This is a genomic window from Methylibium sp. T29 (assembly GCF_000576205.1).
Lineage (GTDB): Bacteria > Pseudomonadota > Gammaproteobacteria > Burkholderiales > Burkholderiaceae_C > Methylibium > Methylibium petroleiphilum.
Map to the genome: position 1 here is coordinate 1 of NZ_AZND01000080.1, position 14709 is coordinate 14709.

Genomic DNA, 14709 nt, shown 5'->3' on the forward strand with positions numbered 1-14709 from the left:
CGCCGCCGGGGCCGGCGATGCCGGTCACGCTCAGCGCCAGGTCGGCCGGCGCCTGCCGAAGCACCCCCTCGGCCATCGCCAGCGCGACCTCGCGGCTCACCGCGCCGTGTCGCTCGATCAGCGTGGCCGCCACACCCAGCGACTGAACCTTGGCCTCGTTGCTGTAGGTGACGAAGCCCCTTTCGAACCAATCGCTGGAGCCGGCCACGGCCGTGCAGGCAGCGGCCACCAGCCCGCCGGTACAGCTCTCGGCCGTGGCCACGCGCCAGTGCCGCGCCCGCAGTGCGGCAGCCAGCTGCAGCACCAGCGGCTCCAGGTCGGCGAGATCGAGCAGGCGCGTGCTCATCGGACGCTCAGACCAGGAAACGCCACAGCGCGATCACCAGCAGCGTGCATAACGCGGCCACGCCGTCATCGAACAGGATGCCGAAGCCCTGCGCCCAGCCGATGCCGGGCGCGCTGCGACGCCGCTTGAAGCGCGCATCGGCCCAGGCCACGGGGCCGGGCTTGGCCGCATCGAAGTATCGGAACAGGCCGAACGCCACCAACTGGCCGATCAGGCCGGCCGGCATCACCAGCCACAGCACGGTCCAGAAGGCGAGCACCTCGTCCCAGACGATGGCACCGGGGTCGGCCATGTCGAGATGGCGTGCGGTGACGGTGCAGGCCCACCAGCCCAGCGCCGCACCGCAGAGCAGCAGCACGGCCCACTGCCCGGCGTCGAGCCAGCGATCGAGCACCACGAAACTGACCCAGGCCCACAGCGTGCCGACGGTGCCCGGCGCGACCGGGCTGAGGCCGGCACCGAAGCCCAGCGCGATGGCGTGCGCAGGATGGGCCCACAGGAAGGCCGCGGTCGCGCGACGCGGGGGCGTCGCCGTGGAGGCTTCCAGTCGCTCGCCGTTCATGCGGAGAAGTGATCGAACGAGGCCCAGACGCGATCCACGGCCTGGCCGTCGGCGTCGACGAGGCGCAGGCCCGCCTCGTGCTCGATGCGGCCGATTCGGCTGACCGCCACGTCGGCCCCGCGCGCGGCCTCGAGCACCCGCGCATGGGCCGCTGGCGGCGCCGTGAAGACGAGCTCGTAGTCGTCGCCTCCGGCCAGCGTGCACAGGCGCTGCAAGGCCAGCGGCTGGGCCGCGAGGTCGGCGCTGCGCGGCACGCGACCGACATCGATGCTGGCACCGACGTCACTGCGGTGCAGGAGGTGGGACAGGTCGCCCAGCAGGCCGTCCGACACGTCGACGGCGGCACGGGCCACGCCACGCAGTGCAAGGCCCAGCGCCACGCGCGGCTGCGGCTGTTCCATCGCACGCCGCACCCGCTCGAACACCGCGCCGGGCAGCGACACCTGACCGCGAAAGGCCTCGAGCGCGAGCCGCGCGTCACCGATGCCCCCACCGATCGCGTGGCTGACCCAGATCTCGTCGTCCGGCTCCGCGCTGCTGCGCAGCAGCGCCTCGCCCGCCGGGACCTCACCGAACACTGTGATGCAGATGTTGAGCGGGCCGGCCGTGGTGTCGCCGCCGATCAGTTCGCAGCCGTGTGCATCGGCCAGCTCGTACAGCCCGGCCGAGAAACCGTCGAGCCAGGCCTCGTCGACCCGCGGCAGCGCCAGCGCCAGCGTGCAGGCCAGCGGCTGTGCGCCGCAGGCGGCGAGATCGCTGAGATTGACCGCCAGCGCCTTGTGGCCCAGGCGGCGCGGATCCACGGTGGGCAGGAAGTGCCGGCCTTCGACCAGCATGTCGCAGGACACCGCGAGCTGCATGCCGGGCCGCAGTGCGAGCAGCGCGCAATCGTCGCCCGGCCCGAGCGCCGCACGGCGGGTCGGGCGGCCGAAGTAGCGCGCGATCAGGTCGAACTCGCCGAGGCTCATGGCCGCATTGTCGCCGCGGGCCTCGGCGCTCGCGCACCGCGCCGCCACGCCAGCGGCCGCGCCCGGTTCAGGATGGTCGCTGCGCGCCGTGCTCGCGCAGCACGTTGGCCAGTTCGACGGCCGACTTCACGCCCATCTTCTCGAAAACGCGCGCGCGGTGCACTTCGACCGTGCGCACGCTGATGTCGAGTGCATGCGCGATCAGCTTGTTCGGGCGGCCGTCGATCACCAGCATCATCACCTCGCGCTCGCGCTCGGTGAGCTCGGTCAGGCGCTGACGCATCAGCGCGCCGGCGCGACGCGCCTCGAGCGTCGAGCGGCTGGCGGCCAGCGCCCGCTCGATGCGGTCGACCAGGCTGTTGTCGGAGAACGGCTTCTCGACGAAGTCGAACGCGCCCTGCTGAATCGCCGCGACCGCGGTAGCCACGTCACCGTGGCCGGTGAGGAAGATGACCGGCATCGCCGCCAGCAGGCGCTGCTCGATCAGCCGCTCGAACAGCTGCAGCCCGCTCATGCCACCGGGCATGCGCATGTCGAGCAGAACGCAGGTGGGAGCATTGAGGATCGCGTCACCGCGCGCCGCGAGCATGGCCTCGAAAGCCTCGGCCGATTCGTGCGGCTCGGCCAGCAGCCGGCGCGTGCGCAACAGCCAGGCGATCGCATTGCGCACCACCGCCTCGTCGTCCACGAGGTGGACGACCGGCAGACCCAGCGGCGCGGTGGCCGGCAGCACGCCATGGCTCATGCAGTGACTCCATCGAGAACGCCCGGAGGGGCTGCCGCCGGGGAGGCAGCGGGCCCGGCAGCCGGAAGTGTGAACTCGAAACAGGTGCCGCGCACGCGGCCCTCGCCGTCGCGCAGCGTCGTGAAGTCGAGCGCCCCGCCGTGCTGCTCGACGACCGTCCGGCACAGGCTCAGGCCCAGCCCCATCCCTTCGGCCTTGGTGGTGAAGAAGGGCGTGAACAGCCGGGCCGCGACCTCGGGCTCGATGCCGGGGCCGTGATCGGTCACGCTCAGCCGCACCCAGGCGCCGTGGGTGCGGGCGCCGAGCCGCACCACGCGGCGCTCCGCCGGCTCGCCCACCATTGCCTGCAGCGCGTTACGGGTCAGGTTGAGCAGCACCTGCTCGACCATCGTGCGGTCGCACACGACCCGCGGTGGCGGGCTGCCGAACTCGAACTCGATGCGCGCGCCGCACTTGCGCGCCTGCAGGCGCAGCAGCGGCATCACCGCCTCCACGAGCTGGTCGCAGCTCAGGCTCTCGCGGCTCTGCTCGCGGCGACGCACGAAGTCGTGCACGCTGCGGATGACGCGGCCGGCCCGCTCGGCCTGCTCGGCGATGTGCTGCGTGGCCTCGCGGATCATCGCCAGGCTCGGCGGATCGGGTCGCTCGCCGGCATCGTCGATCAGGTTCAGCGAGCCGGTCGCGTAGCTGGCAATGGCCGCGAGCGGCTGATTGAGCTCGTGGCTCAGCAGCGAGGCCATCTCGCCAACGCTGGCAAGCCGGGCGGTGGCCTGCAGCTGCTCCTGCTGCTGGCGCGCGCGCTCCTCGACGCGGCGCTGTGCGCTGAGATCGAGCACTGCACTCATCCAGCCGCTCTGCAGCCCGTCGGGACCCACCAGCGGCGCCTCGAAGATCAGCACCGGGAAGCGCTCACCGCCAGCGCGCATGAAAGTGGTCTCGAATCCGTCGCGCGACTCGTGCGCCGGCACGCCCTGCGCCATGCGCTGCACCTGGCGCGCCTCGTAGGCGCTGAGCATCTCGGGCGGCCAGTAGGGCGGTGTGGTCTGCCCGACCAGCTGCTCGGCACTGAAGCCCACCATCTTGCAGAAGGCCGGATTGACGTAGGTGACGCGGCCCTGCCGGTCACGCGCGCGCAGGCCGGTCACCAGTGAGTCCTCCATGCGCGGCGCAGCGTCAGCTCCTCACCGAGACGCTGCTCCGCCGCCGCGCGGCGACGCACGTCGCGCGCCAGCAGCGCCACCACCGCCGCCAGCGCAAGCGAGAGGCCAAGCACCAGCGAGGTCGCCACGTTGGGGATCAGTCGCGGCGCGCCGGCCGCGCTGTCGAGCCGCAACGCCAGCGTGAGGCTCGACAGGTTGACCAGGCGCTCGGTGACATAGACGCCGGCCCCGCGCGTCAGCCCTCCGCGCGCCAGGCGCGTACCGTCACCCTCGACGAACGACAGCTCGTGGCTGCGCGCCAGTTCAGGCGCGACGGCTTCGTCGATCACCCCGCCGAGCGCCAGCGTGGCCACCATCGCGCCGCGCTCGCCATTCGGACCGATCGGCAGGCAGACGTCGATCACCTCGACCCCGAGTCCGCCGGGCTGAGGCACGAAGTAGCTGCGTGACCAGGCCGGCGCCGCCAGCCGCTGCGCGTCGGCACACGCGGCCTGCGTGTCCAGATCGAGGTCACTGCGCGCCAGGCTGACGAACAGCGGCCCACCGTAGGGCGAATCGGCGGCCGTCTCGATCACGTTGGCGCCACTGCGCCATTCGATGCGCAGCATCTCGCGCCGCGCACGCAGCAGGTCGGCCGCGTCGGAGCGCCATTGGGCGGGTTGCGGATCGTTCCACAGCAGGGCCTGCAGACTCTGCACGTCGCGCAGGAGCAGCTGCCGCACGTTGGCCGCGGCCGAGGCGGCGGCCATCTCCACTCGCTCCTGCTCGCGGTTGTTCTCGTGCTGCACCGTCAGTGCCAGCAGCAGTGTCTGGGCCACGCCCAGCAATAGCACGAGCAGCGCCCACGGCAACAGTCGCCGCCAGCGTGAAGCGAGCGGCGTGGGCACGACGGGGGCATCGACATCGGCCATAGCCTCAGTATCGAGAGCTCGCAAGCGAAAGAGGTAAGCAGTTTCGCGCATGGCCGTTACCTCCGGGATTTGCAACACTGCCCTGCGCAAGCCGCTCTGGCCGCAAAAGGGGGTCTTCTTACAATCGTCGACCCGGCCCGCTGCCCCTCGTGCGGTGCGCCTCCCAACACGGAAAGCCAGACCATGCTGACCAACGAAGAAAAGAGTGCGGAACTGCGCCAGGCCGCGCTCGAATACCACGAGTTCCCGACGCCCGGCAAGGTGGCCATCGCCGCCACCAAGCAGCTGGTCAATCAGCGCGACCTCGCGCTGGCGTATTCGCCCGGCGTGGCGGCCGCCTGCGAAGAGATCGTGGCCGACCCGGCCAACGCCTACCGCTACACCTCACGCGGCAACCTCGTGGCGGTGGTCACCAACGGCACTGCGGTGCTGGGCCTGGGCGACATCGGTCCGCTGGCGGCCAAGCCGGTGATGGAAGGCAAGGGCGTGCTGTTCAAGAAGTTCGCCGGCATCGACGTGTTCGACCTCGAGATCGCCGAGCGCAACCTCGACAAGCTGGTCGACTGCATCGCCGCGCTGGAACCTACCTTCGGCGGCATCAACCTCGAGGACATCAAGGCGCCGGACTGCTTCTACGTGGAGCGCAAGCTGCGCGAACGCATGAAGATCCCGGTCTTCCACGACGACCAGCACGGCACGGCGATCGTGGTCGGTGCCGCGCTGATCAATGGCCTGAAGGTGGTCGGCAAGGACATCACCAAGGTCAAGCTGGTCACGTCGGGCGCCGGTGCGGCTGCGCTGGCCTGCCTGAATCTGCTGGTGAAGCTGGGGCTGCCGCGCGAGAACATCTGGGTCACCGACCTGGCCGGCGTGGTCTACAGCGGACGCACCGAGCTGATGGACCCCGACAAGGCCGAGTTTGCCCAGCCCACCAGCCAGCGCTCGCTGATGGACGCGATCGCTGGTGCCGACATCTTCCTGGGCCTGTCAGCCGGCGGCGTGCTGAAGAAGGACATGGTCGCGAAGATGGCGGCCAATCCGGTGATCTTCGCACTGGCCAACCCCAACCCCGAGATTTCACCGGAGGACGTGAAGGCGGTGCGTGACGACGCCATCATGGCCACCGGCCGCACCGACTACCCGAACCAGGTCAACAACGTCCTGTGCTTCCCCTACATCTTCCGGGGCGCACTGGACTCGGGGGCGACCACCATCACCGACGAGATGGAAGTCGCCGCGGTCTACGCGATCGCCGACCTGGCCCAGGCCGAGCAGAGCGAGGTGGTGGCCGCCGCCTACGCCGGCGCCACGCTGAGCTTCGGGCCGGAGTACCTGATCCCCAAGCCCTTCGACCCGCGCCTGATGATGAAGATCGCGCCGGCCGTCGCGCTGGCGGCAGCGGCCTCGGGCGTGGCCACGAGGCCCGTCAAGGACATCGACGCCTACCGCGAGAAGCTGCAGGCCTTCGTCTACGCCTCGGGCACGACGATGAAGCCGATCTTCAATGTCGCCAAGCGTGCCAAGGTCAAGCGCGTGGTGTTCTGCGAGGGCGAGGAAGAGCGCGTGCTGCGCGCGGTGCAGGTCATCATCGACGAGGACCTGGCGCGGCCGACGCTGGTGGGCCGCCCGCCGGTCATCGAGCAGCGCTGCGAGCGCTTCGGGCTGCGGCTGCAAGCCGGCCGCGACTACGACGTGGTCAACCCCGAGAACGACGAACGCTACCGCGACTACTGGCAGACCTACCACCGCATCATGGCGCGGCGCGGCGTGACCCAGCAGTTCGCGAAGATCGAGATGCGGCGCCGGCTGACGCTGATCGGCGGCATGCTGCTGCACAAAGGCGAGGTCGACGGCATGCTGTGCGGCACCTGGGGCACGACAGCGATGCACCTCAAGCACATCGACGAGCTGATCGGCCTGCGCCCTGGCGCCAAGACCTATGCCTGCATGAACGGGCTGATCCTGCCCGGCCGCCAGGTGATGCTGGTCGACACCCACGTCAACTACGACCCCACAGCGGCCCAGCTGGCCGAGATCACGGTGATGGCGGCCGAGGAGATGAAGCGCTTCGGCCTGGTGCCCAAGGCGGCGCTGCTGAGCCACTCCAACTTCGGCTCCAGCAACCAGCCTTCGGCGCTGAAGATGCGCGAGGCGCTCGCGCTGGTGCGCGCGCAGGCGCCGTGGCTGGAGGTCGACGGAGAGATGCACGGCGACACGGCGCTCGATCCCTCGCAACGCAGTGCCCAGATCCCCGACAGCACACTGCAGGGAGAAGCGAACCTGCTGGTGCTGCCGAACATCGACGCCGCCAACATCTCGTACAACCTGCTCAAGACTGCAGCCGGTGGCGGCATTGCGATCGGCCCGGTGCTGCTCGGCGCCGCCAAGCCGGTGCACATCCTGACGCCGTCCGCCACGGTGCGGCGCATCGTGAACCTGACGGCGCTGACGGTCGCCGACATCAACGCCGTCCGCTGAGCGCCGTCGACCCTTGCGCCGCCCTCCCCGGACCCACGGCGGCGGGCACCCCACAAGTCAGCGGCGAGAAAGTCGTCAAGTTTTCCGATATTCAAGACCATTTCAAGAAGTTTGTACACACAAACAAATCTTGATTTCCCCCTAGACGCTGCTGAAATTTGAGGCAGGCCCTTGAGGTATCGGCCCCAATTCAGTACCATCTGGGCTTCGAATTTCAGGGATAACCCGTGGTCTTCACCGGTCGGTCACACCGGGGATCTGCTTGGCGGCTGGTTGCCGTTGCCTTGCTTGCGGCAGCGTCGGTCGGAGCGGCATCCATCGGATTCGTGACACAGGCGAAGGACTCGGCGCCGAGAGCGGTAGTGAGCTTGTCCTCACTACCTGTCGAGGCGCAGACGGCCCAACGGCTGATCCACGCCGGCGGTCCCTTCCCGTACTCGAAAGACGGCATCGTGTTCGGCAACCGGGAGCGTCTGCTCCCGCGCCATCCGCGCGGCTACTACCGCGAGTACACGGTGCAAACACCAGGGTCCCGCGATCGGGGGGCCCGGAGGATCGTGTGCGGAGGCCAGCAAGCCACCGCGCCCGAAGCCTGCTACTACACCGACGATCACTACGCGAGCTTCCGCCTCATCGCGCAGTGAGCCCTACCACCAACAAGGAACGAGGGGGATTTCGACCATGATGCCTTTGCACACCGTCCGTCCCAACATCGTGCAGGCCATCCGCGCATTCCGCGTGGAAGATCTGCAGCTTGCCGCGCAAGACCTCGGCCAGCATTTCCTGTACGCCAATCTGGGATCGGCCCAGTCCAAGCAGGAAGTCCTGGAGGGTATTGCCGAAGCCTTCCTGTTCCCGACGCATTTCGGCAAGAACCTCGATGCACTGTTCGACTGCATGACCGACCTGGTACACAAGTCGGGCAGCCAGCCGGGCTTCGTGGTGGTGCTGGAACAGCTGCCCGACAACGCCAAGTTTGATCGCGAGGCCCGCGAGCAGCTGCTCGACGTGTTCCGCGACGCCGCCGACTTCTGGGGGGAACGCAAGATACCCTTCAGGTGCTTCTATTCTTTTCAGTAGCCCGCTCCCCGGACATCGGGCAGGGAGAGCGGGCGATGGAAGCCCAGAACGACGCGAAGCCGGCCAAGACGCCGGCCGGCGTGATCAGTGTGCAACTGCCGTTCATGAGCAGCGCGTTCGACACGGCGGGGTGGCTGGTCGCGGCCTGACGATCTCGGACGCGGTCGACACTGACAACGGGCCCTGAGGGGTCCGTTGTCATTTCAGCGCTCGCCGGGCGTCAGCGCCAGGGCCAGGGCCAGGTAATCGGCCACCGGCACTTCCTCGGCGCGGCGCTGGGTGTCGAAGGTCCCGCTGAACCCACGCGCGTCGAGCCACTTTCCCAGCGTGTGTCGCAGCAACTTGCGACGCTGCGAGAACGCCGTCGCCACCAGCTCGCCGAGCAGCGCGGCGTCGACCGCAGGCGATGCCGGGAACGGCAGCATGCGGACCACCGCCGAATTCACGCGCGGCGGGGGTTCGAAAGCCTCGGGCGGCACGTCGAGCACCGACTCGATGTCATAGCGCCACTGCAGCATCACGCTGAGCCGTCCGTAGTCCTTGCTGCACGGGGCGGCGGCCATGCGTTCGACAACCTCCTTCTGCAGCATGAAGTGCTGGTCCTCGACCTGCGCCGCGGCCGGCAGCAGATGAAAGAGGATGGGGGTCGAGATGTTGTAGGGCAAATTCCCGACGATCCGCAGCCGGCCCGCCGAGGCCATGGCCAGCGCGGCAAAGTCCACCCGCAGCACGTCGGACTCGATCACCTGCAGCTCGGCCCGCCGCCGCAGCCGGGCGGCCAGGTCGCGGTCGAGCTCGACGACGGTGAGGTGTTCGCAGCGCGCCACCAGCGGATCGGTCATCGCGCCCAGACCCGGGCCGATCTCGACCAGGGCCTGCCCGGGTCGCGGGTCGATCAGGCCGACGATCGCATCGACCACCGCCGCATCGGACAGGAAATGCTGGCCGAAGCGCTTGCGGGCGATGTGCTTCACGCCTGCCGCGGGGCCACTGTCACCGACCTCACGCTCACTGCGGAGGCTCCCTCATCTCCACGTAGGCGCGGGCCCGCACGTCGCGCGCCCACTCCTGGTAGGCACTCTCGAACTTCTGCTCGCGCAGGACATTGCGCGCGATCTCGCGCTGCTGCTTCCGGTCGACCGGGACGCTGCGACGCTCCAGCACCTGGATCAGGTGCACGCCAAACCGCGAGACCACCGGATCCGACACCTGGTTGATGCCGAGTGCCTTCATGGCCTCCTCGAACTCCGGCACGAACTGGCCCGGCGAGGCCCAGCCGAGTTCGCCGCCCTGGGCCGCGCTGCCGTCCTCGGAGTTCTCGCGGGCGAGCTGGGCGAAGCTGGCCTTGCCGCTGTCGACCTGCTGCTTGAACTCCGCCAGCCGGGCCACGGCGGCCGACTGCGTCAGTTGTGCCGAGGTCCGCAGCAGGATGTGGCGAGCGCGCGTCTGCGGCACCATCATGCCGCCATCGCGCCGCTCCACCACCTTCAGCACATGAAAGCCGGCGCCCGACTGCAACACCTGCGGCACGATGGCGCCGCCGCGCAGATCGCGCACTGCGTCAGCAAACAGGTCGGGCAGCCGATCGAGCGTGCGCAGGCCCAGGGCCCCACCCTGCTCCTTCGACCCGGTCGACAGCTCGTTGACGAGACGCGCAAAGTCCTCGCCACCGCGGGCACGCTGCAGAGCCTGTTCGGCGAGCACGCGGCGCTGCGCCAGCTCGGCCTCGCCGGCGCCCTCGGGCACGCCGATCAGCAGCTGCGCGACATTGAACTGCGGCGGGGCCACGCCGCTGGCACGACTGGCCAGCAGGGTCTCGACCTCGCTGTCGCTGATCTTGATGCGCGACTGGACCTCGCGTTCTCGCACCCGCTCGACCAGCAACTGATCCCGCAGGTTGCTGCGAAAGCGCGAGAACTCGATGCCGTCGCGCTGCAGGCGCTCGCGCAGCTGCGCCAGCGTGATGCGGTTCTGCGCGGCGACGTTGCCGACGGTGCGGTCGAGCTCGGCCTCGTCGATGCGCACGCCGCTTTCGCGGGCCGCACTGAGCTGGGCGCGTTCGTCGATCAGGGTGTCGAGCATGCGGCGGCGCAATTCGTCGTCAGGCGGCAGTGCCTGCCCACTCTGAGCCGCCTCGCGCCGCAGCGCCGCCAGCCGCTGCTGGACTTCGGCGTTGGTGACCAGTTCCCGGTCGACGATCGCGACGATGTAGTCGGCAGAGCGGACCGGCGACGGCTGCGCGACCGCGTTCGCGACGAAGAGGCTGCAGAGCAGCGCGAGCAGCAGCCTCTGGCGCAAGGGGGAGAAGACTTCGGCAACATCGATGACAGCAGCTCAGGGGGTCGAGAGGGCCGGCGCGACCACCGGACTGTCGTCGCGCAGCAAACGGTAACCGGGCACATTCTCCCTCAGCACCTTTAACGGGTTGGACCCGAGCCGCGACAGGCCGATCAGCTCCAGCTGGAACAGCAGCCGGGTGGTCGCCTGGCTGCGCCCGGTGGACAGGCGCTCGGCGACGATGCGGCCGATCCAGCACCCCGAGTCGTACTCGAAGCCGACGATGGAATCGGTGATGCGGGAGTCGCGGCGGCTGTAGTTGACGCGCCCCACCGTGTACCAGGCGCCCGGGCAGCCGGCCAGCGGCGCGAGCCGCGAGCGGCCCTCGAAGTCCTCGAGCATCTGCGCGTCGCGCGCCTGCACGGCGGCGGCGTGCTCGCGTGCCGGCGCGTTGAGCGGCCATTGCCAGCCCAGCTCGACCTGTTCGCTGGCATTGCGCGTGTAGCGGTAGCTGGTGCTGAGGGTGCGCAAGGGTCCGGGCGAGTAGCGCACGCTCGAAATGGAACGCGCGACGCGGCTGGTGTCGGAGTTGTACTGGACGGTGCTGTCGAAGTACCAGTTCCGCACGAGGTTGGTCGAACCCAGCAGCAGCAGGTCGGACCAGCGCTGCGTGATCGGCGTGCCGTCGGCCGTGATGCGCTGCGTGCGCAGCAGCATGCGCTGCGCGATGCCCAGCCGCAGCGCCTCGGCGCCGGTCGTGCGGTCGAGAAAGCGCGTGGTCACGCCGGCAGTCACCTGGTTCGCGTCCGATACGCGATCGACGCCGGAGAACACGTTGTCGGAGTAGATCGACGTGAAGTTGAAGTCGTTGGCCGCGCTGTCGAAGTTCGGCAGACCGGTCTGGTCGCGGTAGGGCGTGTTGACATAGAACAGCCGCGGCTCCAGCGTCTGCGTCAGTTCGCGCCCGAAGGCCGTGCTGTCGCGTTCGAAGATCCAGGCGCTGTCGAGCGACACCGTCGGGATGACACGCGACGCGCGCCGACGGCCATCGGCCAGGGACTGGTCGAGGTCGTAGCTGGCCGCGTTGAACGACACCCGGGGTGTCAGCGTCCAGCCGGGCGCACCGGTCGGCGACCAGGGGCGTGCCAGCGAGCCCAGGGCGTGCAGGCGCGAGCCGGTCTGCAGGCTGGGGTCGTCGTTCGAGAAGCGGTTCGCCTCGGTCTCCCACTGCCATTCGAGCCCGCCGGACGCGCCGCGCTGGCGCAGGCCGATCTGCGGCTCGCGCTGGTAGGGCGAGACGATGCGGCTGGCCGGGTCGATATCCTGCAGCACCTGCCAGGTCTGCACGCGGGTGTAGGCCACGGTGTCGCCCCAGCCGTGATCGAAGCGGCGCCGCGCATAGGCATCGGTCGGCAGCAGGCGCGGCGTGAGGCTGGGCAGCGTGCCGGCGAAGTCCTTCCAGAAGTTGTCGTCCGAGGTGCGCTGCAGCGCCAGGCCGTAGTCGATCTCACCGACCGTCGCGCCTTCCCAGCGTGCCTCATGGCCGAGGTTCAGGGCCCAGCGCGAGCGATTGGCGACCTGGTCGTCGGGCAGCGCATAGGCCTGAACGCGGCCCAGGTAGCCTGGCTCGAGATAGCGGAACTCGGTGTCGAGCGCCGCGCCGCGCCGCGTCATGACCGACGGCGTCAGGGTCGCGTCGCGGTTCGGGGCGATGTCCCAGTAGTAGGGCACGCCGAGCTCGAAGCCGCTCTTGTTGTCGAGCTTGATGCTCGGCGGCAACCACCCAGACTTGCGTTTCTCGGTCAGCGGGAAGCTCAGCGTCGGCGCGGCCAGGATCGGCACGCCGTAGAACCGCAGCACCGCGCCCTCGGCCGTGCCTTCCTCGGCCGCCGTGTCGAGCAGCACACGGTCGGTGCTCAGCAGCCAGGCCGGGTCGGGCGCCGGACAGCTGGTGTAGGTGGCGCCGTAGGCGATGCCCCGGTTCTCGTCGAGGAAGTCGAAGCGGTCGGCCTGCCCACCAGCGTTGGTGCGGCCGAAGTGGTAGCTCGGCGACTGGAAGTAGCCTTCGAAACGGTCGACCTTCAGCTGCACCTCGGGGCCACGGTAGATGTTGCCGTTGCGCGAGATCTCGACGTTGCCGGTGGCGCGCGCCAAGTCGCTCTGCTGCTGGTACTCGACCCGGTCAGCCTTCAGGAGCAAGGGGCCGCGGCGGAACTCGACGGCACCTTCGGCCAGAGTTTCCAGGTCAGGCCGGCCCGACAGGCGATCAGCCTCGATCACCAGCGGCCCGCCGCCGTCGTCGGCCTTGATGAGTGGACCGAAGCGCGCACCGCTTTCGGGACTCACCTGCAGTCCAGGGCCTTCGGCTCCTGACTGCGCGCGTGCGACGTCGATCAGCACGCCGCCACCTGCGGTCGTCATCAGGACCGCCGCCGCGACCGGGCGCAGGGCCCAGGCGCGCCGTGGAGGCAGGACGGTCGCGGCGCGGTCGGCGGTCGGCAAGATCGTGGCAGACAAGAGAAAAGGAGTCGCCGGTCGCGGCGCGCTGCGACCGCCCGAGCAGCGCCACGGCGACGCCACCTTGCATGCGGTTTGTAGAATCTGATTATTCCACGCGCCTTCGTTCCGGAGGCTGCCGTACCGCAGGACCGCGGGGCCGCCGCGCCGACACACCGTGACCACACCCGAACCGATCCGCTGGACCGACCCCGCCCGGCAGCACGCCCTTCATGGACTGGCTGAACGCACAGGCCGCGGCCCACGGCCTGGTGGTCGGCAGTCTGCGCGCAGCCAGTGCCGACGCCAGCTTCCGACGCTACTTCCGCATCGACGGCCGCGACGGCCCGCGCATCGTGATGGACGCGCCGCCGACCCACGAGGATTGCCGGCCCTTCGTCGGCGTGGCCGCGCTGTTGCGCGGCGGCGGTCTCGAGGCGCCTGAGGTGCTGAGCTGGGACGAGCCGCACGGCTTCATGCTGCTCAGCGACCTGGGCGCCACCACCTACCTCGAGGCGATCCGGCGCGCGGACCCCGCGCAGTCCAACGCGCTCTATCTGGCCGCACTCGACGCGCTGGTGCAGTTGCAGCGCATCGATGCGCACGCCCAGGTCCCGAACTACGACCGCGCGCTGCTGCAGCGCGAGCTCGACCTCTTCCCCACCTGGTACATCGAGCGCCACTGTGGGCAGCGGCTCGACGACAAGGCGCTCGCGCAGCTGCAACGCTGTTTCGCGCTGATCCTCGACGCCTGCACCGCTCAGCCCAGCGTGCTGGTGCATCGCGACTATCACTCGCGCAACCTGATGCTGCCGCGCGAGCCGGGCGGCCCACCGGGCCTGCTGGATTTCCAGGATGCCGTGTGGGGCCCGGTCAGCTACGACCTCGCGTCGCTGCTGCGTGACGCCTACGTCGAGTGGGACGAGTCCACCCAGCTCGACTGGGCGGTGCGCTACTGGGAACGCGGTCGCAAGGCGGGCCTGCCGCTGGACGCCGATTTCGGCAGTTTCTGGCGTGACTTCGAATGGATGGGGCTGCAGCGTCATCTGAAGGTGCTGGGCATCTTCGCGCGACTCTCGCACCGCGACGGCAAGGACGGCTACCTCAAGGACCTGCCTCTGGTGTGGCGCTACGCGCACCGCGTGGCCAGCCGCTACAACGGCCTGGGCCCGCTGGCGCATCTGCTGGAGCAGCTCGCCGGGACGCAGCGAGAGAGCGGCTACACGTTCTGAGCGAGGGCCGAAGGTGCCACGCTTTCTCGTCGACATGCCGTTGGCCGATGGCCTGGAGGCGGCCTTGCCCGCCGCTGCCGCACGCCACGTGCAGGTGCTGCGGCTGCAGCCGGGCGATGGCCTCACGCTGTTCGATGGCCGTGGCAGCGAATGGGAGGCCCGGGTGGTGCAGATGGGCCGCAGCGAGGTCCGGGTCCGCGTCGGTGCGTCGCAACCGGTGGACCGCGAGCTGCCGCTGCCGATCTCGCTGGCGGTCGGCATGCCCGCCAACGAACGCATGGACTGGCTGGTCGAGAAGGCCACCGAGCTGGGTGTGTCGACCTTGCAGCCGCTCGTCTGCGAGCGCTCGGTGCTGCGCCTGGGCGGCGAGCGCGCCGACAGGAAGCTGGCGCACTGGCAGGGCGTGGCGAGCGCCGCGGCCGAGCAGTGCGGCCGCACACGCCTGCCGCGCCTG

Annotated in this window: 14 protein-coding genes; 5 read left to right on the forward strand and 9 right to left on the reverse strand. The window is 69.6% G+C overall.

What is annotated here, in order from left to right; translation table 11 throughout:
- From x551_RS11370 to x551_RS28185, 6 genes are all read right to left on the reverse strand, one after another.
- Positions 1-346 (reverse strand): CinA family protein (locus tag x551_RS11370; RefSeq protein WP_051511954.1); only part of this gene is annotated, 346 nt, incomplete at its 3' end.
- Between the two features lie 7 nt (positions 347-353).
- Complete coding sequence (locus x551_RS11375; protein ID WP_036231725.1) at positions 354-908, reverse strand: phosphatidylglycerophosphatase A; 555 nt, start codon at positions 906-908, stop codon at positions 354-356.
- Positions 905-1876, reverse strand: a complete 972-nt coding sequence (gene thiL / locus x551_RS11380; protein ID WP_011827811.1) for a thiamine-phosphate kinase — start codon at positions 1874-1876, stop codon at positions 905-907. Before thiL ends, x551_RS11375 begins: the two co-directional genes overlap by 4 nt.
- Before the next feature lie 67 nt (positions 1877-1943).
- The gene (locus x551_RS11385; protein WP_011827810.1) at positions 1944-2621 is read right to left on the reverse strand and encodes a response regulator; all 678 of its coding nucleotides are present in this window, start codon (positions 2619-2621) and stop codon (positions 1944-1946) included.
- Positions 2618-3781 (reverse strand): ATP-binding protein, encoded by a 1164-nt coding sequence (locus tag x551_RS28180; protein WP_343252135.1) that lies wholly within the window; start codon positions 3779-3781, stop codon positions 2618-2620. Before x551_RS28180 ends, x551_RS11385 begins: the two co-directional genes overlap by 4 nt.
- Positions 3763-4692 (reverse strand): hypothetical protein, encoded by a 930-nt coding sequence (locus x551_RS28185; protein WP_343252136.1) that lies wholly within the window; start codon positions 4690-4692, stop codon positions 3763-3765. Before x551_RS28185 ends, x551_RS28180 begins: the two co-directional genes overlap by 19 nt.
- A 183-nt stretch (positions 4693-4875) precedes the next feature.
- Between x551_RS28185 and x551_RS11395 the strand changes: the two genes are divergently transcribed.
- The 3 genes from x551_RS11395 to x551_RS11405 all read left to right on the forward strand — a co-directional run bounded on the left by x551_RS11395 (position 4876) and on the right by x551_RS11405 (position 8250).
- Positions 4876-7170, forward strand: coding sequence for an NADP-dependent malic enzyme (locus x551_RS11395; RefSeq protein ID WP_011827808.1), 2295 nt, complete (start codon positions 4876-4878; stop codon positions 7168-7170).
- Positions 7171-7487: 317 nt separating this feature from the next.
- Entirely contained in the window at positions 7488-7814 is a 327-nt protein-coding gene (locus tag x551_RS11400; protein WP_231497606.1) for a ribonuclease, read from the forward strand.
- Between the two features lie 37 nt (positions 7815-7851).
- On the forward strand, positions 7852-8250 hold the full coding sequence (locus tag x551_RS11405; RefSeq protein ID WP_011827806.1) for a barstar family protein: 399 nt from the start codon (positions 7852-7854) through the stop codon (positions 8248-8250).
- A 203-nt stretch (positions 8251-8453) separates the two neighbouring features.
- On the opposite strand, the gene rsmA is transcribed toward x551_RS11405, so the two are convergent.
- Genes rsmA through x551_RS11420 form a run of 3 tightly spaced genes read right to left on the reverse strand, consistent with a single transcriptional unit; the run spans position 8454 to position 13044 of the window.
- On the reverse strand, positions 8454-9224 hold the full coding sequence (rsmA, locus tag x551_RS11410) for a 16S rRNA (adenine(1518)-N(6)/adenine(1519)-N(6))-dimethyltransferase RsmA (RefSeq protein ID WP_036231723.1): 771 nt from the start codon (positions 9222-9224) through the stop codon (positions 8454-8456).
- Between the two features lie 34 nt (positions 9225-9258).
- The gene (locus x551_RS11415) at positions 9259-10548 is read right to left on the reverse strand and encodes a peptidylprolyl isomerase (RefSeq protein WP_036248567.1); all 1290 of its coding nucleotides are present in this window, start codon (positions 10546-10548) and stop codon (positions 9259-9261) included.
- Positions 10549-10584: 36 nt separating this feature from the next.
- Complete coding sequence (locus x551_RS11420) at positions 10585-13044, reverse strand: LPS-assembly protein LptD (protein ID WP_011827803.1); 2460 nt, start codon at positions 13042-13044, stop codon at positions 10585-10587.
- 212 nt (positions 13045-13256) lie between these two features.
- Here x551_RS11420 and x551_RS11425 point away from each other — a divergent pair, with 212 nt between their 5' ends.
- Complete coding sequence (locus x551_RS11425) at positions 13257-14255, forward strand: phosphotransferase (protein ID WP_049820853.1); 999 nt, start codon at positions 13257-13259, stop codon at positions 14253-14255.
- A 13-nt stretch (positions 14256-14268) separates the two neighbouring features.
- A partial coding sequence (locus x551_RS11430; RefSeq protein WP_081771306.1) for a 16S rRNA (uracil(1498)-N(3))-methyltransferase occupies positions 14269-14709 on the forward strand: 441 nt, incomplete at its 3' end.

Coding starts and splice junctions, on each gene's coding strand:
- x551_RS11375 (WP_036231725.1), bottom strand. CDS start 908: ATGAACGGCGAGCGACTGGAAGCCTCCACGGCGACGCCCCCGCGTCGC.
- thiL (WP_011827811.1), bottom strand. CDS start 1,876: ATGAGCCTCGGCGAGTTCGACCTGATCGCGCGCTACTTCGGCCGCCCG.
- x551_RS11385 (WP_011827810.1), bottom strand. CDS start 2,621: ATGAGCCATGGCGTGCTGCCGGCCACCGCGCCGCTGGGTCTGCCGGTC.
- x551_RS28180 (WP_343252135.1), bottom strand. CDS start 3,781: ATGGAGGACTCACTGGTGACCGGCCTGCGCGCGCGTGACCGGCAGGGC.
- x551_RS28185 (WP_343252136.1), bottom strand. CDS start 4,692: ATGGCCGATGTCGATGCCCCCGTCGTGCCCACGCCGCTCGCTTCACGC.
- x551_RS11395 (WP_011827808.1), top strand. CDS start 4,876: ATGCTGACCAACGAAGAAAAGAGTGCGGAACTGCGCCAGGCCGCGCTC.
- x551_RS11405 (WP_011827806.1), top strand. CDS start 7,852: ATGATGCCTTTGCACACCGTCCGTCCCAACATCGTGCAGGCCATCCGC.
- x551_RS11425 (WP_049820853.1), top strand. CDS start 13,257: ATGGACTGGCTGAACGCACAGGCCGCGGCCCACGGCCTGGTGGTCGGC.